The organism is Roseibium sp. MMSF_3412 (assembly GCF_030733265.1).
GTDB lineage: Bacteria > Pseudomonadota > Alphaproteobacteria > Rhizobiales > Stappiaceae > Roseibium.
The window spans coordinates 251,072-271,636 of sequence record NZ_JASHJI010000007.1; the positions used below are offsets into that span (position 1 = coordinate 251,072).

The window sequence follows — 20,565 nt, forward strand, 5'->3', positions numbered from 1 at the left end:
TCACTTTCTGTTTTTGCTTGTTGGATGGCGCGAGGGGCCAGGTGCTGCAAGAGCGGCCGTCAGGGGGGGCGGGGCTGTCAGAACGGAGGTATTCCCCGCCGCGCTGAAAGCTTTGCCGACCCCTTCCGGCAGGCAAATCGCACCGGAAACGGCGTCGGGACCGGATAGGCTCGTCTTTCTGGAAATGGCCTGATGGCGTGGCACTTGGGACCGGCCTTCTTGTTGAATTCATCCCCGGCAACCGGTCCCCACTGCTGCCGTGCCCCAATTCTTGATTGTCAGATTTTAGTGCGCAACCAACCGGAGATCCCGTATAAAGTGTATTCAGGTTGCGGCTTCTTAAAAGATGCGCTTGGGGAAGGTGTAATTTTTGCGTGTATTTCCGCTGCTTGGAAAACCTTCACGCCCGCAACCTGAAATCCGCGGTTATCGGAAATTTAGGAAAGCGTTAATCTTTTCGGGCGGAGCGCTCGCCGGGTCTCTTTTTGGGCTGCAGGGCATGCGAAGGTATTTGTCCGCCAATAGTGTCCGAAAGTGAACACCATGGCGGTCTTCCTTCTGACCGCTCCACTCCGGATTTGGCACCAAGGTGTCGTGGTCATAATGTCGCCGTGACGCATTCACGCTATTCGTGTTCCGGTTCTGTCGCGATACTGCGCTCCAAGGATCGATGCGTCGGTCGTGCACACCACAGGCGAACGAGGCGGCGAAGTCGCAGGCCGCTTCCGCGTATTGAAGAGGAATGAAACATGTCAGCATTTCCTGACAGGGCACAGGTAGTGATCGTCGGGTTGGGAGGCATCGTCGGTGCCTCGGTGGCACACCACCTTCTCGAGCGCGGCTGGACAGATGTCGTCGGCATCGACAAGTCCGGTATTCCGACCGACATCGGATCGACGGCGCATGCCTCCGACTTCTGCTATACGACCAGCCACGACTATCTGAGCGTCTGGACGACGCAGTATTCCATCGAGTTTTTCGACAGGATGGGCCACTACGCAAGGGTTGGCGGGCTCGAGGTCGCGCGCACCGGCGACGACACCTGGATGGAAGAGATCAAGCGCAAGGTCACGTCGGGCAAGGCCTTCGGCACCAATGTCCGCCTCGTCGATCCTGCCGAGATCAAGGAGCTGTTTCCGCTGATCGAGGAAGACCAGGTCCAGGGCGGCATGTTCGACCCCGACGCCGGGCTCGTGGTGCCGCGATCCCAGACCGTGGCCGGACGGCTCGTCGATCTTGGCGAGAAGACCGGCAAGCTCAAGGCGTTTGCGAACACGCCCGCGCAGTCGCTGATTGTCGAGGACGGACGCATCAAGGGGGTCGTGACCCATCGCGGCACGATCATGGCGGATCATGTCATCGTCTGTGCCGGGCTCTGGGGCCGCCAGATCGCGGCAATGGTGGGTGAGGATCTCCCGGTCATGCCCGTCGACCACCCGCTGACATTTTTCGGTCCCTATAACGAGTTCGAGGGCACGGGAAAGGACATCGGCTACCCGTTGCTGCGCGACCAGGGCAATTCCGCCTACATGCGCGACACCGGCGATCCGAAGACCGCCGAAGGCGGCCAGATCGAATGGGGCTATTACGAAACCGAGCATCCGCGCATGTGCCATCCGCGCGACCTGCTTGAAAAGGACCAGGCCCGCCTGTCGCCATCTCAGCGCGATCTTGAAATGGAACAGGTCATCGAGCCGCTCGAACGCGCCATGGAGCTGACACCGATCCTCGGTGAACTCGGCTACAATGAGGGCCATTCCTATAACGGCCTGCTGCAGGTTTCAGCTGCCGGCGGTCCGTCCTGCGGCGAGAGCCAGAAAGTGCGCGGCCTGTGGTACTGCGTCGCGATCTGGGTCAAGGACGGTCCGGGCTACGGCAAGCTGATCGCCGACTGGATCACTGATGGCCGCACGGAGATCGACCATGCGCCGATCGACTATTCCCGTTTCTACGCCCACCAGATGACCGAGGATTTCATTGCCGGGCGCTGCTACGAGGCCGCGCAGAAGATCTATTTCCCGGCGATCCACCCGCGCGAGCCCTACGCGACAGGGCGCGGTGTCAAGCGATCCCCCTTCTACGACCGCGAGGTCGAGCTGGGCGGCCATTTCATGGAACTCGGCGGATGGGAGCGTTCGCATGGCTACGCTGCCAACGAGCATCTGCTGGAAAAATACGGCAACCGTGTCCCGGTGCGCGAGGCGGAGTGGGACAACCGGCACTTCTGGCGGGTCTCCAATGCCGAGCAACTGGCCATGAGTGACGATTGCGGCATCATCAACCTGTCGCATTTTTACATGTTCGATGTTTCCGGGCCGGATCACGTCGCGTTGCTGGAGTGGCTGTGTGCGGCCAGGATCGGCGGTGACAACAACATCGGCAAGGGGATCTACACCCATTTCCTAGACGATGAGGGCAATGTGCGCGCCGACCTGACCGTCTTCCGCATGGAAGACCGGTGCCGCATCGTTGATGGAGCCGACGCCGGCCCGCGCGACTATCACTACGTCAAGCGCATCGCCGCCGACAAAGGCTTTGACGTTACGGTGACGGATGTCAGCGAGCAGTTCACGACAATCGGCATCTGGGGTCCGAATGCACGCGAGAACCTGAAGAAAGTCGTGTCGGATCCGGCTGCGCTGGACCCGGAGAACTTTCCCTTCGCCGCGATCCGCCAGATCGAGATCGCCGGCAAGCCTGTCTCCGCCCTGCGGCTGTCTTATGTCGGCGAACAGGGCTGGGAGCTGCACATGAAATACGAGGACGGACTTGCCGTTTGGGATGCGCTTCGGGATATCGGCGTCATGGCGGTCGGCGTGGAGACTTATGCCAACTCGCGGCGCATGGAAAAGAGCCTCCGTCTGCAGAATGCCGATCTGCTGACGCAGTACAATCTCTACGAGGCCGATCTTGCGCGCCCTAAAGTCAAGGAAGCCGATTTCCGTGGCAAGGCGAAGCATCTGGAATACCGGGCCCGCGACAAGCAGCCGGCCATGCTCTGCACTCTGGTGATGACGGAGAACACTGACAGCAACGGCGTCAAGCGCTACCCCGTCGGTGCCATGCCGGTCATGGATCCGGAAACGGGCGAGACGCTGGTCGACAGCCTGGGCCGGATTTCCTACACGACATCGGTTGCTTTTGGTCCGACGATTGGAAGGAACATCGCACTGGCATACCTTCCGCAGGACTATTGCGAGGTAGGGCGTAAGCTCAATGTGGAATACATGTCGGAAACCTACCCGGTCGAAGTGGCGGGTGTCGGTTATGCGCCGCTCTACGATCCGGAGAATGCCAAACCGAGAAGTTAGGAAAAGGCATTGAGCCTGCGGCGCTGGGCCATGAGAAAGGTCTCAGCCCCGTCTTGAGGAAACACTCAAAACCCGCGTGGACTTCTGCGCGGGTTCTGCTATTGCAGACACGGAATTCTATTGGGGCGGTCACACCGCTCAGATTTGACCTGAAAGACCTCCGCATGTCGAAACTTGAAGACCTGCTTTCGCGCAAGGGTGCACTCCTTGCCGATGGCGCAACGGGAACCAATCTTTTTGAAATGGGCCTGGTGTCCGGCGATGCACCGGAATTGTGGAACACGGACGAACCCGACAAGATCCGGGCCCTGCACCGGTCTTTCGTGGAGGCTGGTGCCGACATCATCCTGACCAACACGTTCGGCTGCAACCGTCACAGGCTGAAACTCCACCAGGCCGAGGGAAGGGTGAAGGAACTCAACATTGCCGGCGTTGAACTGGCGCGCGAGATTGCGGCGACTGTTGACCGCGAGGTGCTCATTGCCGGTTCCATAGGACCGACCGGAGAGCTGTTCCAGCCGCTTGGAGCGTTGAGTTACGAAGAGGGTGTGGAAGCGTTTCGCGAACAGATGGAAGGGCTTGTTGAAGGCGGCGCCGACGTGCTCTGGGCCGAGACCATGTCTGCGGTCGAGGAGATGAAAGCCGTCGCCGAGGCAGCTCAAGGCTTCGATCTGCCGCTGGTCATCACGGCGAGTTTCGACACGGCGGGAAAAACCATGATGGGACTGCCGCCCAAGGGGCTGGGTGACCTGCAGGCCGAATTCGCGTGTACGCCGGTTGCCATCGGCTCCAACTGCGGTGTCGGGGCGTCCGACCTTCTGGCGGCCATCATGGAAATCACGGAAGCCTATCCGGACGCGATTGTCGTTGCCAAGGCGAACTGCGGTATTCCGCAGATTCAGGGCGATGAGGTCGTCTATACCGGAACGCCGGAACTGATGGCCCGCTACACCCACAAGGCGCTCGATGCCGGTGCCCGCATAATTGGCGGCTGTTGTGGAACTTCAGCCCAGCATCTGGCGGAAATGCGCAAGGCAATCGACAACCATGAAATAGGTGACCGCCCGACGCTGGATGAAGTCCTGAGCGATATCGGCCCGCTTGTTTCGCCGCCGAACAAGGCCGCGGACGCTGCAAGGGCTGAGAGCGAAGAATCGGCTTCAGGCGGCCGCCGGCGTGGCCGGCGCAGGGCTTAAGCAGAGATACGCGGCGCTCGGCATCAGCAACTGCCGGGCTTCGCATCCTTGTATGGCGAATCCGATTTTTTCAAGCTTGCGGATTCGATTGCCATGGGCTGGTAGGGCGGGTCCGTTTGCATGCCGGGATTGGTCATGTGGATCTTGTAGCAGCCGGTGTAAACGAGGCTTGTGCCATCGCTCTGCACGGCTTCGATGACCACGGGGAGAGCCCAGTAGATCTGGCCCGCGCCCGGGTCGGGCTCAGTTGATCCGAATTTGACGCTGACCGATTGGGTTTTCGCGTATCCCGACAACCATTTCTCGAAGTTCTGCAGCGCCGTATCCGGTTTGAAGTAACTGTAGGCCTGGGCGTAGTTGCGGTTACCGATGGCGAAATAGTAGCTCTCGACCAGTTTCTGGGGGCTCGAACGGTCGTCCATATAGGTCCAGTCGCTTGCGACAGCAGTGGCCGAGAGCAAGGACAGGCCGGTGATTGCCAGGATTGCAGCCATGCGGGTGTGTCGGTGTATTTTCGTCATCTCTGTCTCCAGGCCGACCATCGAAAATGAAGTTGCCGGCGTATTGTGCCATCTGCAACCTTACCGGAAACCGCCCTTGCATTCTTTCCTGTTTGACGTTTACGTAAAAGAAGGCCGAAATACCGGCGTGAAATGAGAAGGATAGGAGACGCTCATGCAGCCCGTCATGACAGCCGGGGAGATTGCGGTCTTTCTGGACAAGGAGTTCCCGCAGATCCACGCGGGCGGCCGTGCCTATTCCATCGAAAGCGTTTCGAAGGGCGAGGCCGTCATGCGCCTTGCGGCGACCGATCAACACTTGCGCCCGGGCGGCACGGTTTCCGGCCCCTCCATGATGTCGCTTGCAGACCTTGCGGCCTATGTCGTCATTCTGGCGCATATCGGTCCGGTCGCCCTTGCGGTCACCACGAATTTCAACATCAATTTTCTGCGCAAGCCGCAACCGGGTGATCTCCTCGGCACCTGCCGGCTGTTGAAGCTGGGCAAGCGTCTGGCCGTGGTTGAATGCGGAATTGCAGGGGCAGGGGAGGAAGAACTTGTCGCCCATGCGACCGCCACCTATTCCGTACCCCCGCGCGACTGAGGGTTTGTCTGGACCCTGAGCATGCCCGGGTCAGGCGCAGTTAGACGCAAATAGATACGGTAACATATTACCGTTTTTGTAAGTATATGAAAATAAAAAAGAATTTGGCGCGTCTCGGAAATTTTCAGTCTTGACGGCCTTTTCCCTCCGGCGTATAAGCTGCCTCGAACGAATTCGGGGTCCGTTCGCTGGTTCAATAGCAACCGCGCGGACCCTTTCTTTAACCAACCAAGTTGGATCAAACACATGAAGACCTTCTCTGCCAAGCCGGCTGAGGTCGAGAAAAAGTGGATCTTGATCGACGCAGAAGGCATGGTTGTCGGCCGTCTCGCCGCCTACATCGCCAATCACCTGCGCGGCAAGCATCTGCCGACCTATACGCCGCATGTCGATACTGGTGACAACATCGTCGTCATCAACGCCGAAAAGGTCGTGCTTACAGGCCGTAAGTACGACAACAAGAAATACTATTGGCACACCGGTCACCCGGGCGGCATCAAGGAGCGCACTGCGCGCGGCATCATTGAAGGCCGTTTTCCCGAGCGTGTTCTGGAAAAAGCCGTGCAGCGCATGATGCCGGGCGGCCCTCTGTCCAACAAACAGCTCAAGAACCTCAAGGTTTACGCTGGTCCGAACCACCCGCACGAAGCTCAGTCGCCCGAACTGGTCGATGTCAAAGGCCTCAACGCAAAGAATGACGGCAGGAGGGCTTAACGATGGCTGAGCTGCAATCCCTGGAAGAACTGGGCGGCGCGGTCGAAACCGCTGCTCCCGAGGCTCCGGTCCATGTCCAGAAGCTGGACGCACAGGGCCGTGCATACGCAACCGGCAAGCGTAAAGACGCGATTGCCCGTGTCTGGATCAAGCCGGGCACCGGCAAGATCTCCGTCAACGGCAAGGACTTCACCGAGTACTTCGCCCGTCCGGTCCTGCAGATGATCCTGCGTCAGCCGATCATGCTGACCGACCGTGATGGCCAGTACGACGTTATCGCAACCGTCACCGGTGGCGGCCTGTCCGGTCAGGCTGGTGCCGTGCGTCACGGCCTGTCCAAGGCTCTGACCCATTACGAGCCGGAACTGCGCGGCATTCTGAAGAAAAACGGCTTCCTCACCCGCGACAGCCGCGTGGTCGAGCGTAAGAAATTCGGTAAGCGCAAGGCGCGCCGTTCGTTCCAGTTCTCCAAGCGTTAATCGCCCGATCAACTGGTTTGAAAAAGTCGAGGAAACCGCCGGAGCGATCCGGCGGTTTTTTTGTTTCGGCAGCAAACCGCTCCTCACGGCTTCTGCCGCGCCGAAATTTCGGCTAGAGCTGTCAAAACCAAACTTGTCCGTTTTCGCCACCGGGTCTGACCGATCCCGTGTGCCGACCCCGATCAGGCCATATGTCCCAGGCACGTTTTCTTGAAGGCAACCTGTTCCGCCATGTCACGGTGATGTCGCTGACGTCATCCGTCGGCCTGATGGCGATCTTCGCGGTCGATTTCGTCGACATGATCTTCATTTCCATGCTCGGCAAGGACGAGTTGGCGGCAGCGATCGGATATGCGGGCGCGATCCTGTTCTTCACGACATCTTTCAATATCGGCGTTGCGATAGCAGCCGGGGCGCTCGTCGCGCAGGCGCTTGGGGCCGGAGACAGGGAAAAGGCACGGCAGCGTGCATCGAATGCGCTCACCGCCGGTTTCCTGTTCGCGGCCGTGTTCGCGCTCGGCGTCTGGCTTTCCCTGGGTGAGCTTGTCACCCTGATCGGGGCAAGTGGCGTTACGCACGAACTGGCCGTTCTGTACCTTGCCATCATCGTTCCAACGCTTCCCGTATTGCTTCTCGGCATGGCGGGCGGCGCTATCCTGCGTGCACATGGCGACGCAAGACGTGCCATGATGTCGACCATCGTCGGCGGCATCGTCAACGCCGTCCTTGATCCTATTCTCATCTTCGGCCTTGACCTGGAACTGACCGGGGCGGCGCTTGCGAGCGCGATCTCGCGCTTTGCGATCGCGGCCTACGCACTGGCACCGATCATCCGGTATCACGGCGGCCTCAGTCTGCCGCAACCGATGCAGCTGTTCAGGGATCTGCCGCCCGTATCCGCCATTGCCTTTCCGGCTATTCTCACCCAGCTGGCAACACCGGTCGGTCAGGCCTGGGTGACCCGTTCCATGGCCGAATTCGGTGAAGATGCCGTTGCCGGAATGGCCGTGATCGGGCGCATGACGCCACTGGCCTTTGCAACCATTTTTGCGCTGTCAGGTGCTGTCGGTCCGATTGCCGGACAGAATTACGGGGCGGGACGGTTCGACCGCGTGCGCGAGACCTTGCGCGATGCGCTGTTGTTCACCGCGCTTGTTGTCGGCATCGCTGCGTTGACGCTCTACATGCTGCGTGAACCGATCGTGAGGCTGTTCGACGCCGATGGCATGGCACTCACGCTGATCTATCTCTTTTGCGGCCCACTTGCGCTGGTGTTCTTCTTCAACGGCATCCTGTTTGTGTCGAACGCTTTCTTCAATAATCTCGGACGACCGTTTCTTTCCACCTGGATGAATTGGGGCCGTCATACGCTCGGCACCATTCCGTTTGTCTGGCTCGGTGGCACGTATCTCGGCGCGCCCGGCGTCCTGATCGGGCAGGCGGCTGGCGGCGTCGTCTTCGGGCTGCTCGCGCTTGTTCTGGTGCGACAGGTGGTCAGGGACGTTGAAGAACACCCAGTTCAGCCGAAGGGCCCAGGCATCTTCCAGCGCCAGGCACGTCAGGTGATCCTGTTCTTTTCCAGAAGGTGAGGGCGGAGCGGGACCCGGCGAAACGGGTGCAGCATGGACTCAAATACGCTGGTACTCGGCTCCATATTTTTTCCGAAAAGGCAATGGCCCGTAGGCTTCTTGATGTATGTCTGCAGGTCAAAGCATGCTTTGCTTCAATTCCTTCAGTAAACCAACTGCCGAGACTTCGATCATCGGCAAGCTCCTTGTCTTTTTTTTAAAAAAAGTACGTCTGGTTTCGAAGCTGTTTGTCTTGATGGCTTCAGCAAGAATGTTGCCCGTTCTTGCTTCTGTAAGCGAACCTTCAAGCGACACGGAAACGGTGGGCGGAATTAGAAGCCAGGGCACCAACCCGATCGGGCCCAGAATATCATACGAGGCCGCACCTGTTTCATTACTTATCTCAGTGACCGTGAAGTTGAAAACCCAAGCGTTATTCATTGTCTCGTCCAAGTCCTTTGAGACTGGAATGCCGAGCAAAGCCGCGAAATACGCCTGCAGCGTTTTCTCGTCGCTGGTGGTGCTTTCACGTCGTTCAAACAATTCGATTTTCAGGTCAATCGTAATGCGTCCCATTAGGATTGGTGGATCGATTGGACGTTTGCGAATTTTTGGAATCTGCATTTGATGTCTCGATGTATTCGCAAGTTATTGTGGTGGTTGGTCACCGGACATTCAATTTATGACCTCCATCACGACGCGCCTTTTCTCGTGACCGGCTTCCGACGCGCAACAGCTTCCTGAACCGTGGGCATTCCATGTGAGATGGAGCCGTGCAGACGGCGACGTGACGGATCATGTCTCTGAGGCTGGCAAGGTGCCTGATCTGCTCATCGAGATCATCCGCTTTCCGGTTCAGTTTTTCGCGCGAAATGTCGGGGCGGCCGTCCGGCCCGAACATGTCCCTGATCTCGTCGAGCGAAAACCCGGCGGTCTTGCCAAGCGTGATCAGCGCCAGCTGGTCGAGCACCTCAGGACCGAAAAGACGTTTCAGGCCACGCCGTCCCAGCGAGGTTAGAAGTCCCTTTTCCTCATAGTGGCGAATGGCCGAGGCAGCGATGCCTGTTTGTTGCGAGATTTCAGAAATATCGAGTAATTTCATCTCTTGACCTCAAGTCGACTTGAATTGATAGCGTGGCGCGATCCTGATCAAATTGCAAGGAAAACCCATGTTCCAAAATCATCGAAATTCGTTGCGGCCATCCTGGCTGAATGCCGCGGCCATTGGCCTGCTGCTGACAGCCACTTTGAAGATCATGGCGAACGCCACCATCAGTCCAGCGTTGCCGGATCTTGAGGCAAGTTTTTCAGGTGTTCCGAATGCCGGGTATCTTACGCGTTTCCTGGTCGCTGCGCCGTCTTTGACTGTCATCCTTGTCGCACCGCTGGCCGGTGTGCTCGCCGACCGGATCGGGAAGGGAGGGCTATTGATCGGCGGAGTGGTTCTCTTTGCCCTCGCCGGAAGCGCGGGCGCTTATCTGCCGGATCTTCAGTCTATCCTGATAAGCCGGTTCATACTCGGCGCGGCTGTCGCCCTGACGATGACGGCTCAGGTCGCGCTTGTCGGTGACTTGTTCGAAGGCTCGCTGCGCAGCGCATTTCTCGGCTGGCAGACCGTCGCGATCAACTTTAGCGGACTGGTCTTCATTACTTTCGCCGGCGCTCTGGCAGGCGCGTCTCCAAGGCTCCCGTTTCTCGTTTACCTGCTGCCCGTTCTCTTGTTGCCGCTGCTTGTGAAGATACGTCGTCAGGAGCGGGAAGGGGTGTCACCAGAGAGCGCCAGCGCGCAGGCGCAAATGACACGGGTGAAAGGTCCATGGCTTGGCGCGGTGGCTGCCATTTGCGGTCTGACGATGTGCACTGTCATGCTGTTCTTCCTGATGCCGAGCCAGATACCGTTTTACCTGGTGGAAATCGGGGGCGACCCCGCGTCGGGAACCGCCGTGACCCTTGCGGTCCTCATGCTGTCAGGTGGCATGACAGCCATGCTGTTCAAACGTTTGAGTGACATTTTCGGTCTCCCGGCCGTTTTTGCAGCCGGATTCGCCACGATGGCGGCAGGGTTCGGTGTCATCGTTTCACATCCGGACTGGGCGCTGGTTCTCACGGGAGCCGCATTGATCGGCGCAGGTTATTCCCTGGTGCAGCCCGGTTTCTTCGTGCTTGCCCTGAAGGTTGCACCGGGCGATCGCAGAGGCAGCGTTTCCGGGTTGGTGACCACCGCCATGTTTGCCGGGCAGGTGGTTTCGCCCTTGCTGTTGACGGCCTTTCTGCAATCATCCGGTTTTCAACCTGTCTTCTGGGGAGCAGGAGGTGTTTTTGCCGCATTCGCGATCGGGGCAATGGCCGCCGCATTCCTTGGCGTGCCGGGAAAAGCAAAGGCTTGACCGGATCAGCCGGTGAGGGTGGAGAGCCCGTCCTTTTGCGGCGTACCCGCGACATAGGTTTCCACCACGCACCGGTCATCCCCGAGCGTTTGCAGGAGGAAGAGCTCCTCGGACAAGGTGGTGACTGTTTCCATGCGCAGCGCTTTTGCCGGCGTTGCAGTCGCGTCGAGCACCACCAGATCCGCGTCCGTTCCGGGATCGAGCGTTCCGATCCTGTCGGCAAGCGACAAGGCCTGCGCATTCCCCAGTGTGATCCAGTAGAAACTGGTGAGCGGGTGCATCCGCTGGCGCTGCAGTTGCAGGATCTTGTAACCCTCATCAAGTGTGCGCAGCATGGAATAGTTGGTTCCGCCGCCGACATCTGTTGCGATTGCGGTCCGGATGCCTGCGCTTTCCAGGCCGGACTTGTCGAAAAGACCGCTGCCGAGGAACAGGTTCGAGGTCGGGCAGAAGACGGCGACAGCGCCGGTCTCGCGCATCACGTGAAGCTCATGTCCGGTCATGTGAATGCAGTGACCGAGTAATGTCTTCGGCCCCAGAAGACCAAAGCTTTCATAGACCCCGAGATAATGGGCGGCATCCGGATAAAGCTCGCGTGTGAATGCGATTTCATTGTGGTTTTCGTTGATGTGGGTCTGAAGATGGCACCCGGGATGTTCCCGGAGAAGGCTTCCGGCAGCCTCGAGCTGCTCCGGTGTCGAGGTGATCGCGAAACGGGGCGTGATCACGTATCTCGCGCGGCCCTTTTCGTGCCACTTGGCAAGCAGCCTTTTGCTGTCGTCATAAGAACTTTGTGCCGTGTCGCAGAGACCCGGCGGCGCATTGCGGTCCATCATCGTCTTGCCGCCAAGCATCATCATGCCACGGCGGTCCGCTTCCTCGAAATAGGCATCGACCGAATTGGGATGGCTGGAGCAATAGGCAACTGCCGTGGTCGTGCCATGCGCGATCAGGGCGTCGTAGAAATGCGCTGCAATCCGGTCGGCATGCGCCTTGTCGGCAAATTTCTGTTCGGCCGGAAACGTGTAGTCGTTCAGCCAGTCCAGCAACTGGTCGGCCCAGGAGGCGATCACCTGTGCCTGAGGAAAGTGAATATGCGTATCGATGAAACCGGGAAGGATCAGGTGCGGCCGGTGATCGATGATCTCCACGCCCTCCGGTGCCTGCGTTGAAAGCTCCCCAAAGCCGCCGCACGCCTCGATGACACCGCCGCAAAGGAGGAGGGCACCGTCTTCCACGTAGGTATAGGCAGCCGTATCGTCCGCCCCCTTCGGACAGGCATGAAAGCTCAGCAGTCTGCCGCGCAGGAGTGTTCTTGTCTGGTCAGCCACAGCGTGAGGTCCTTGATCAGTCTGCAGGATGCGGGAAGAAACCCAGTTTTAATCGCGCAGGCTCGATGGAACAATGGGCAGCATCGGCTTGTTGAAAAAACGATGGTTCTTGCAGGACAACCGGGGTGCACAGCTTTGCGAATATCCGCGATTGTTTCATTTGGCAGCGCTTGTCCGCGTCTGTTAAAGACCGTTTGCACGAGGTGAAAGTCTTCTGGACCCGAACCGCAGGCCGCACAAAGGAAGATGAAATGTCAGCAGATTTACCGCGTCCGACGGACAATGCCTTTCTTGGAAAGTCGCTGAAGGGCGGGTCGCATGAATCGACTTATGCTGGCGCGCTGTCGTTCATGCGGCGGCGCTACAGCCGGGACCTTGACGGCGTTGACCTCGCGGTCTGGGGCATCCCCTTTGATGCGTCTGTGTCCAACCGTCCCGGAGCGCGTTTCGGGCCGCAGGGCGTGCGCAGGGCCTCGGCCATCTTTGATGGCGATCCCCAATACCCCTTTCACATGGACCCGTTTGAAGATCTCGCTTGCGTCGATTACGGCGACTGCGTCTTCGATTACGGCCGCAACGCAGACGTTCCGGGACACATTCAAGCTCAGGCCGCGGAAATCCTGGCAACGGACACGCACCTGTTCTCAATCGGCGGTGATCATTTTGTTACCTATCCGCTGTTGCAGGCCCATGCGGCCAAACACGGCCCGCTCGCGCTGGTGCAGTTCGACGCGCATCAGGACACGTGGCCCGACGAGGGCGACCGGATTGATCACGGCACCTTTACCGGACGCGCGGTCCGGGAGGGCCTGATCGACCCGAAAAGATCAATCCAGATCGGCATCCGCACCCATGCGCCCGAAACCTGCGGGCTGGACATTGTTTTCGGTTATGAACTTGAAGATCTCGGGGTGTCCGGCGTGATTGATCTCGTGAAGAGTCGCGTCGGTTCCGGCCCCGCCTATATGACCTTTGACATCGATTGCCTGGATCCGGCCTTTGCGCCTGGTACCGGGACACCTGTCTCCGGGGGGCTGACATCGCGGGAAGCATTCTCCATCTTGCGGGGGTTGCGTGAGATTGACTTCGTCGGGGGCGACGTTGTTGAAGTCGCGCCGGCCTACGACCACGCCGATATCACCTCGATCGCCGGTGCCAGCGTCGCGCTGACCTATATCGGTCTACTGGCTGAAAAACGAAAGGGAGCAGGGAAACAGGACAGCTCAATGCGCTGACCCGTCCCGTGGCTGTTCCGGTCTTGGTGCAGAGCGCGTGTGAAGAATGTCAGGCGTGTCTGCCCGTGTTGTCATTGTCGGGTGCTGATGACCAGAACTGATAGAGCGGCGACTTGTTTTTCATCTGCTCGAACAGCACGGCCAGCTTCTGGAAACACACCAGTTGCGCCGAATAGGCAACGACGAGGCCGGTGCCGGTCAGTACGGGCGATGTCGTAACTCCGCCCGAGTAGGCAATCACCGCACCGAGCCAGTAGACGAAGAAAAGGGTGGTTATGCGCGCGCTCAGCTTGTCGGGAATGGGTGTGTGCAGCCGGTTCAGCCAGATCCGCTCACCGTATCCGACAGCACGTGCCCAAGACGGTTTCCCCGGCTCAACTGTCCGCTGACGCTGAAGAACAAGAAGCCCTGCAAGCGATAGAATAGTCAGGGCAAAGGCGGCCGGAATGCCGACCCAGATGTGTGACCAGATCGCAAGGGAGAGGAGCGCTGGCGACAGGATCTTGGCGTAGGTCGCGCGCGCACTTGCCGGCTTGCCGCTGCCTGTCGTGCGCAGGTTCCCGAGAACGGAGTTCGCAGGGTGCCCCCTGTGATGTGCCGGCTGAACCAGATGGAACTGTCGTTCGGGTGTTTGCATGGTTAACGCTGCGTTTACGATCGAAGCGCAACCATACCCTCACTCCGCGACGCTTGGCAATCTCGGCCACACCATGCGCCGAAAGTGCCGCAGGGCAGGCCAACTGAAGCCGTCGCAATATTCTCGCTACGGCGAAGCGGACAATCTCCGAAAACTGGCTTCATTGGCCATGAAACAGAGGGAGTTTCTTTGCGTAATCCGGTGTTTATTTCTCAATGTACCTGCCTATTTATTGTTTATTAGGTGCAAAATACATAAAATATCGAATTATCCGATGATCCGGCCTGGTGAATCGACTGGATGACAAAAGTGACAATGCTTGCAGGTGAAAATCACGTCCATTTGACGAACGGAAAGACTCTCGCAGAAGAGCTTGACCGCATCAACTTGCTCGATCATCTGGAGAAAGGTGATCAACTGCATTTGAGCGATGACTGGGTTCAGACGCTGTTCAACAACGTCTCGGACTACATTTTCGCCAAGGATCGTCATCACCGCTTCGTTATGGCGAACCGCCAGGTTGCGCTTGATCTCGGCCTTGAAGATCCGTCCCAGGTGATCGGCAAGACGGACCTTGAACTGCACCCGTTGGAGACCGGGCAGGCGTACAGGGATACGGAAGCCGAGATCATGGCTTCAAAGTTAGCCCGGATCGATTACGAGGAAGTCGCAACACCGAAAAACGGTGCGCGTCGCTGGCTGTCGACGTCCAAGTACCCGGTTCTGAACGAGAACAACGAAGTCGTCGGTATCGTCGGTATCTCGCGGGACATCACGGAGCGCAAGAAAGCGGAACTTCTGCAGCAGGGCCAGAACAAGGTGTTGCAGGAGATCGCCACGTCCAAACCCTTGGATGAGGTTCTGGAGACGCTCGTCCTCACCATGGAAAGCCAGATGGATGGCGTCATGGCCTCCGTCATGCTGGTCAGCGAGGATGGCGAACATCTGCGTCCGGCCGTTGCGCCCAACCTGCCGGAACGCTACGTCGAACTGTGTCAGGGCACGCCGGTCGGGCCAAAGGTCGGCTCATGCGGGACAGCGGTCTACAGACGGGAGAGCGTGTTCGTGGAGAATATGCTCGAACACGAACTCTGGAGTGATTTTTGGGATCTCATCCGGGAGTTTGATATGCGCTCCTGCTGGTCCGTGCCGTTTTTCGGCAAGGACGCGCGCGTTCTCGGCACGTTTGGGCTTTATGCGAACGAAGTGCGCGGGCCGACGGAGCATGAGCACAGGCTTGCCGTTGAGGCGGCCCGCCTGGCTTCCATTGCTGTAGAACGGGAGCGCGCCGAAACCGAGATTCGTTACCTTGCGAACCATGACGTTCTGACGGGGCTTCCGAACCGGCACGATTTCAAGGCCAAGCTGGCGGAGAAGGTCGCAGACAGTCTGCAATCCGGCGAACCGGTTGCCGTTCTGTTTGTCGATCTCGATGATTTCAAGCTTGTGAATGACAGCTTCGGCCATGCGGTCGGGGACCAGGTGCTCATGATCATCGCCGAGCGCATTCTTTCCGTTCACAGCGGCCAGCACGAATCCGTGCGTTTCGGCGGGGATGAATTCGTCCTCATCGTTGAGGGTGAGCATGCGCAGAAACTGGCGCTCGTTGATCTGATGACGAAGCTGAGGAACGAAATCACCAAAACGATCTCCATTGGTGATCTGTCGTTCCACGTCACCTGCAGCATCGGTGCGGCAAGCTGCCCGTCGGATGCCGAAGATGCCGAACAGCTATTGAAGAATGCCGACAAGGCGATGTTCGAAGCCAAGTCGCAGGGACGGGACGGTTTCAAGCTTTTCGAGCGCACCAGGCCCGAAAAATCCTTCAACAGGCTGACCTTGCTGGAGGATATGCGCCGAGGGATTGACAATGGCGAGTTTCGTCTCGAATACCAGCCTCAGTATGATCTCTTCAGCGGCAGGATCGTGGGTGCCGAAGCGCTGGTGCGCTGGCGGCACCCGTTCCTGGGCAGACTGATGCCTGAAGACTTCGTGCCCCTGGCCGAAGACAGCGGCCTGATCGTGCCACTCGGGCGATGGGTGTTGTTTGAGGCCTGCCGCCAGAACAGGGAATGGCAGCTCCAGGGCTTGCCGACGATCACCATCGGCGTGAATGTCTCTCCCCGGCAGTTTCGCGATGCCGCCTTGACCGGAGACGTCTGTGACACGCTTGAGCGAACCGGCCTGTCGGCGCAGCACCTTGAACTGGAGGTCACCGAAAATCTCCTGATGAAGAACGCGGATCAGGCGGTCAAGCTGATGGACGATTTCCGCAAGATCGGCCTGAAACTCGCTATTGACGATTTTGGAACGGGATATTCGAGCCTGATCGCTTTGAAGAATTTTCCGCTGACCCGTCTGAAGATCGATCAGAGTTTCATCCGGGATCTGGAAACGGACGAGAATGATCGCAGCATCGCGCGCGCGATCATCTCGCTCGGGCGGGAACTCGGCCTGAACGTCGTCGCCGAAGGTGTCGAAACCGCAAAACAGCAGGCGTTCCTGGCAAGCTGCCAGTGTGAAACCGTGCAGGGCTTCCACTTTGGAAGACCGATGGCACCGGAAAAATTCGCAGCACTCCTCGGCATGACCTTCATGCCAATCAGCGCCCAGTCGGGCTGAACGGTTTTTCGGTGTGCGTTGACCCGATCGGGTGTCTTCGGAGCCTGCCGCCAGACCGGACCTAGACCTTCTGCATGACATACGATCCGGGCGCGTCTTCCAGGATCTTGACGCGGTTCGCACCCGGTTTGCGCGCCTTGACGGTCGCTCCGTCGTTTGAACGGATCCACTGATCCCAGTATGGCCACCAGGAACCGGGATGTTCTTCGGCATTCTTGAGCCAGTTCTCAAGCGTGCCCTTCGCCTCGCCCCCGGTCCAGAACTGGTACTTCTTCTTCGCCGGCGGATTGACGACGCCTGCGATGTGCCCGGACCCGGCCAGAACATAGTCGACGGGACCGCCGAAGCAGCCAGACCCCAGAAAGACCGATTTGGGCGGTGCGATATGGTCCTCGCGCGTGGCAAGGTTGAAGATCGGAATGGTGACTTTGGAAAGGTCCAGCATTTCACCTGCGACCTCCATCTCTCCCTTGGAGAGCTTGTTGTCCAGGTAGCAATTGCGCAGGTAGAAAGAATGGTTTGCAGCCGGCATGCGCGTGGAATCGGAATTCCAGTAGAGCAGGTCGAACGGGAAGGGGTCCTGGCCCTTGAGGTAGTTGTTGACCACATACGACCAGATCAGATCGTTCGACCGCAGCATGTTGAATGCCGACGACATTTTCGATCCGTCCAGGTAGCCCTGTTCTTCCATCCGCTTTTCAAGGACCGAGATCTGCTCTTCGTCCACGAAAACCTTGAGATCGCCCGCAAATGTGAAATCGACCTGTGTCGTGAAGAAAGTTGATGTCTTGATGCGGTCGTCACCGGTCTTCGCCATATAGGCAAGCGTTACGGCCAGCAGTGTGCCGCCCACGCAGTAACCGATCGCGTTGACCTCCTGCTGACGGGTCGCGCGCTTGATGACGTCCAGAGTGTTGAGAATACCTTCCTTCATGTAGTGCTCGAAGCTCTTCTGAGCTTGCCGTTCATCCGGGTTGACCCACGAAATGACAAACACTGTATGGCCCTGATCGACAGCCCACTTGATGAAGGATTTTTCCGGGTTCAGATCGAGAATATAAAACTTGTTGATCCATGGTGGCACGATCAGCAGGGGTCGCTTGAGGACCTCGCCGGTTGTCGGCGTGTACTGGATCACCTGGCAGACGTCATTCTGGGCGATCACCTTGCCCGGAGTGTTGCCGAGGTTGTCGCCGAGCTTGAACTTGGAGGGGTCCGTCTGCCGGATCTTGAGTTCACCCTGACCCGTTTTCAGATCTTCGGCCAGATGTTGCATACCCTTCACCAGATTCTCGCCATTGCTTTCCATCGTCAGGCGCAGCAGTTCGGGATTGGTCAGAACGAAGTTTGAAGGGGAGACCGCGTTTGCGATCTGGGTGACGTAGAACTCCGCCTTGTGACGCGTATGCTCATCGAGGCCCTGGGCGTCATGGACCATCTCCTCGGCCCACTTGCTGGTGATCAGATAAAGCTGCTTGATGAAGTCGAAGTACTGGTTGTCCTTCCACTCCGGATCTGCGAAGCGCCGATCTTTCGCCGGTGTTTCAACGGCCGGTTCCGCCTGCTCTCCCATCATGCGTTTCAGGGAGGAATTCCACAATTCGATGTAGCCGCCCCAGAGCCGGGACTGCGCCTCCAGGGCGCGCTGCGGATCGGACGCCCAGTACTCGCCAACCTGGGCCAACGTCTTGACCACGCCTGTCAGTTCGTCCGTCGATTCGTGCTTGATCTTGCCTTGTTCGCGCGGCTCGATATAGGCAGCCAGCGCTTTTCCCGCCTGTTCCAGGGTCTTTGCCAGGTTTTGGGCAAACGCTTCCGGGTTGTTGATTATGTAATGCAACATCGGATGCGGGCGGTCGTCGGACATCGGTGCGGTTTCCTCCGGTGTGTTCTTGCTTCCTCCCGCCGCGGCCAGCCGGAAGGTATTGGTATTCAATTCGAGTTATCTGGTTCTTTTCCCGCCAGTATTTTGCCTGCCATTCCTATATGGCATATGGCGCGCGCACAGTCGATCCGTATTGAACCGCAGACGGTGGCGGATTGCTTTGGTTACGGCGCGCGGCGCGGGTGGCGGATCCCGTGCATGTTCGCGCCACAACATCTTCATACTTCTGGAAAAGATCTGAAACTTGCCGCACCATGGCCAAATACCTGATAGCGTTTCGACGCAAGTTCGAACGGTCTCGTTTGCATCGCCGCGGGAGGAACACGGTGAGTCTGACTGGAATGCGTGTGTTTTGGGGCGCAATACTCCTCTGTTTAGCCGTCACCGCATGTGGCGTCGGTCCGGGCACGCCTCTCATTGTCGCCCTCAAGCGCGACAAGTCCCAGTTGGACGGCAACGTGCCGAAGCCAAAGGGGTATGACCGTCCGGTGAGCGCCGGTGAGTCGAGTGGCCTGATCAACCCTTCAGAGCGCGAGGAGACGGCAGAATACCTTGAATCACTAGCCGGTTCGCAGTGAATTCACACGCACTGAGGACGAAAAGCGCGCGTGACCGAGACACGCGACCTTTGGAACCCGGCCATGCGGATGATTTACCGGCGTCGGGCCGCAACAAAGAGGTGGCGCGGACTTAATCGTTTTAAATCCGCGGGCAAGGGCAGTGCTGGAAATTACTTTCCGCAAAACCTGCCAAAATTAGGTGGCTAGTTTCGCAAAGACGGATGCGAAAACGCTTCGAGGCTGCTAAAAGAGCCCCGCCGCGCGGACATGCCATGGCCGTGTGCTGCTAAAACGTAAACTCGCAAGGATCAGCGCCATGGAGGAATTCCATAAGATCAAACGGCTGCCGCCGTATGTCTTCGAACAGGTCAATCGTCTGAAGGCAAAGGCGCGCGCTGCGGGTGCTGACATCATCGACCTTGGAATGGGCAATCCTGATCTGCCCACTCCGCAGCACATCGTGGATAAGCTGACGGAAGTGGTTCAGGATCCGCGGACACACCGCTACTCGGCGTCAAAGGGCATTCAGGGCCTGCGAAAGGCACAAGCTGCGTATTACGGCCGCCGCTTCGGAGTGAAGCTCGATCCCGATACACAGGTGATCGCCACCCTTGGATCCAAGGAAGGGTTCGCGAACATGGCGCAGGCGATCTCCGCGCCGGGGGACGTGATCCTGAGCCCGAATCCCAGCTACCCGATCCACACGTTTGGATTTCTGATGGCCGGTGCATCAATCCGCAACGTTCCCGCCGAACCCGGTCCGGCGTTTTTCGATGCACTTGAGCGTGCCGTCATCCACTCGGTTCCAAAACCGATCGCGATCATTCTTTGCTATCCCGCGAATCCGACGGCTTATTGTGCTGATCTCGACTTCTACAAGGACGTCGTTGCCTTTGCGCGCAAGCATGACATTTTCATTCTGTCCGACCTGGCCTATTCGGAAATCTATTTCGGAGCGACACCGCCGCCGTCCGTTCTCCAGGTGCCGGGCGCGATGGACGTCACCGTCGAATTCACCTCGCTTTCCAAGACATTTTCCATGCCCGGCTGGCGCATGGGGTTCGCCGTCGGCAACGAACGGCTGGTATCCGCGCTCTCGCGCGTGAAATCCTATCTCGATTATGGTGCGTTCACGCCGATCCAGGTTGCCGCGACCGCTGCACTCAACGGGCCGGAGGAGTGCATCAACGAGACCCGGCAGGTCTACAAGAAACGCCGGGACGTTGTGGTGGACAGTTTCGGACGGGCCGGCTGGGACGTGCCGGCACCGGACGCAAGCATGTTCTGCTGGGCTCCGATCCCGGAGAAATTCCGGGCGCTTGGCAGTCTCGAATTTTCCAAGCTCCTTCTCGAACGTGCCGATGTTGCCGTGGCACCGGGCCTGGGCTTCGGCGAACACGGCGATGATTACGTGCGTATCGGTCTGGTCGAGAATGAGCAGCGCCTGCGGCAGGCAGCGAGAAATATTCGCCGCTTTCTTGAAACTGCGGACCAAAAGCTGCACAACGTCATCCCGCTTGAGACTTCTGGCTGAAT

Annotated in this window: 16 protein-coding genes; 10 read left to right on the plus strand and 6 right to left on the minus strand. The window is 58.5% G+C overall.

The annotated features are described in order from the left end of the window. The first annotated feature begins 749 nt into the window (after window positions 1-749). Together RBB49_RS15015 and bmt are read left to right on the plus strand one after the other, a co-directional pair. Window positions 750-3,311 (plus strand): FAD-dependent oxidoreductase, encoded by a 2,562-nt coding sequence (locus RBB49_RS15015; protein ID WP_306143655.1) that lies wholly within the window; start codon window positions 750-752, stop codon window positions 3,309-3,311. A gap of 164 nt (window positions 3,312-3,475) precedes the next feature. Next, window positions 3,476-4,507: a betaine--homocysteine S-methyltransferase gene (gene bmt / locus RBB49_RS15020; RefSeq protein ID WP_306143656.1), complete on the plus strand. Its 1,032-nt coding sequence runs from the start codon at window positions 3,476-3,478 to the stop codon at window positions 4,505-4,507. A gap of 23 nt (window positions 4,508-4,530) precedes the next feature. On the opposite strand, the gene RBB49_RS15025 is transcribed toward bmt, so the two are convergent. Beyond that, entirely contained in the window at window positions 4,531-5,028 is a 498-nt protein-coding gene (locus tag RBB49_RS15025; protein WP_306143657.1) for a hypothetical protein, read from the minus strand. A 154-nt stretch (window positions 5,029-5,182) separates the two neighbouring features. Between RBB49_RS15025 and RBB49_RS15030 the strand changes: the two genes are divergently transcribed. From RBB49_RS15030 to RBB49_RS15045, 4 genes are all read left to right on the plus strand, one after another. Further along, window positions 5,183-5,611, plus strand: a complete 429-nt coding sequence (locus RBB49_RS15030; protein WP_306143658.1) for a PaaI family thioesterase — start codon at window positions 5,183-5,185, stop codon at window positions 5,609-5,611. Between the two features lie 246 nt (window positions 5,612-5,857). Next, on the plus strand, window positions 5,858-6,325 hold the full coding sequence (gene rplM, locus RBB49_RS15035) for a 50S ribosomal protein L13 (protein WP_306143659.1): 468 nt from the start codon (window positions 5,858-5,860) through the stop codon (window positions 6,323-6,325). A gap of 2 nt (window positions 6,326-6,327) precedes the next feature. Beyond that, window positions 6,328-6,804 (plus strand): 30S ribosomal protein S9, encoded by a 477-nt coding sequence (rpsI, locus tag RBB49_RS15040; protein WP_306143661.1) that lies wholly within the window; start codon window positions 6,328-6,330, stop codon window positions 6,802-6,804. Window positions 6,805-6,995: 191 nt separating this feature from the next. After that, window positions 6,996-8,393 (plus strand): MATE family efflux transporter, encoded by a 1,398-nt coding sequence (locus tag RBB49_RS15045; protein ID WP_306143662.1) that lies wholly within the window; start codon window positions 6,996-6,998, stop codon window positions 8,391-8,393. Window positions 8,394-8,510: 117 nt separating this feature from the next. On the opposite strand, the gene RBB49_RS15050 is transcribed toward RBB49_RS15045, so the two are convergent. Together RBB49_RS15050 and RBB49_RS15055 are read right to left on the minus strand one after the other, a co-directional pair. Then, window positions 8,511-8,996 (minus strand): hypothetical protein, encoded by a 486-nt coding sequence (locus RBB49_RS15050; RefSeq protein ID WP_306143663.1) that lies wholly within the window; start codon window positions 8,994-8,996, stop codon window positions 8,511-8,513. Window positions 8,997-9,036: 40 nt separating this feature from the next. Then, window positions 9,037-9,474: a helix-turn-helix domain-containing protein gene (locus tag RBB49_RS15055; RefSeq protein ID WP_306143664.1), complete on the minus strand. Its 438-nt coding sequence runs from the start codon at window positions 9,472-9,474 to the stop codon at window positions 9,037-9,039. 67 nt (window positions 9,475-9,541) lie between these two features. Between RBB49_RS15055 and RBB49_RS15060 the strand changes: the two genes are divergently transcribed. Beyond that, window positions 9,542-10,759 (plus strand): MFS transporter, encoded by a 1,218-nt coding sequence (locus tag RBB49_RS15060; protein WP_306143665.1) that lies wholly within the window; start codon window positions 9,542-9,544, stop codon window positions 10,757-10,759. A 5-nt stretch (window positions 10,760-10,764) separates the two neighbouring features. Here the strand turns inward: RBB49_RS15060 and guaD are convergent, their stop codons facing one another. Further along, window positions 10,765-12,090: a guanine deaminase gene (gene guaD, locus RBB49_RS15065; protein WP_306143666.1), complete on the minus strand. Its 1,326-nt coding sequence runs from the start codon at window positions 12,088-12,090 to the stop codon at window positions 10,765-10,767. Between the two features lie 251 nt (window positions 12,091-12,341). On the opposite strand from guaD, the gene speB reads away from it, so the two are divergent. Continuing rightward, window positions 12,342-13,325: an agmatinase gene (gene speB, locus RBB49_RS15070; RefSeq protein WP_306143667.1), complete on the plus strand. Its 984-nt coding sequence runs from the start codon at window positions 12,342-12,344 to the stop codon at window positions 13,323-13,325. A 49-nt stretch (window positions 13,326-13,374) separates the two neighbouring features. Here speB and RBB49_RS15075 read toward each other — a convergent pair whose 3' ends face one another. Continuing rightward, on the minus strand, window positions 13,375-13,962 hold the full coding sequence (locus tag RBB49_RS15075) for a DUF6653 family protein (RefSeq protein ID WP_306143668.1): 588 nt from the start codon (window positions 13,960-13,962) through the stop codon (window positions 13,375-13,377). 300 nt (window positions 13,963-14,262) lie between these two features. Here RBB49_RS15075 and RBB49_RS15080 point away from each other — a divergent pair, with 300 nt between their 5' ends. Further along, window positions 14,263-16,584 carry an EAL domain-containing protein gene (locus RBB49_RS15080; RefSeq protein WP_306143669.1) on the plus strand — a complete coding sequence of 774 codons (2,322 nt, stop codon included), beginning with the start codon at window positions 14,263-14,265 and terminating at the stop codon, window positions 16,582-16,584. Between the two features lie 61 nt (window positions 16,585-16,645). Here RBB49_RS15080 and RBB49_RS15085 read toward each other — a convergent pair whose 3' ends face one another. Continuing rightward, the gene (locus tag RBB49_RS15085) at window positions 16,646-18,451 is read right to left on the minus strand and encodes an alpha/beta hydrolase (protein WP_306143670.1); all 1,806 of its coding nucleotides are present in this window, start codon (window positions 18,449-18,451) and stop codon (window positions 16,646-16,648) included. Between the two features lie 894 nt (window positions 18,452-19,345). Between RBB49_RS15085 and RBB49_RS15090 the strand changes: the two genes are divergently transcribed. Beyond that, entirely contained in the window at window positions 19,346-20,563 is a 1,218-nt protein-coding gene (locus tag RBB49_RS15090; protein WP_306143671.1) for an LL-diaminopimelate aminotransferase, read from the plus strand. Window positions 20,564-20,565 lie beyond the last annotated feature (2 nt).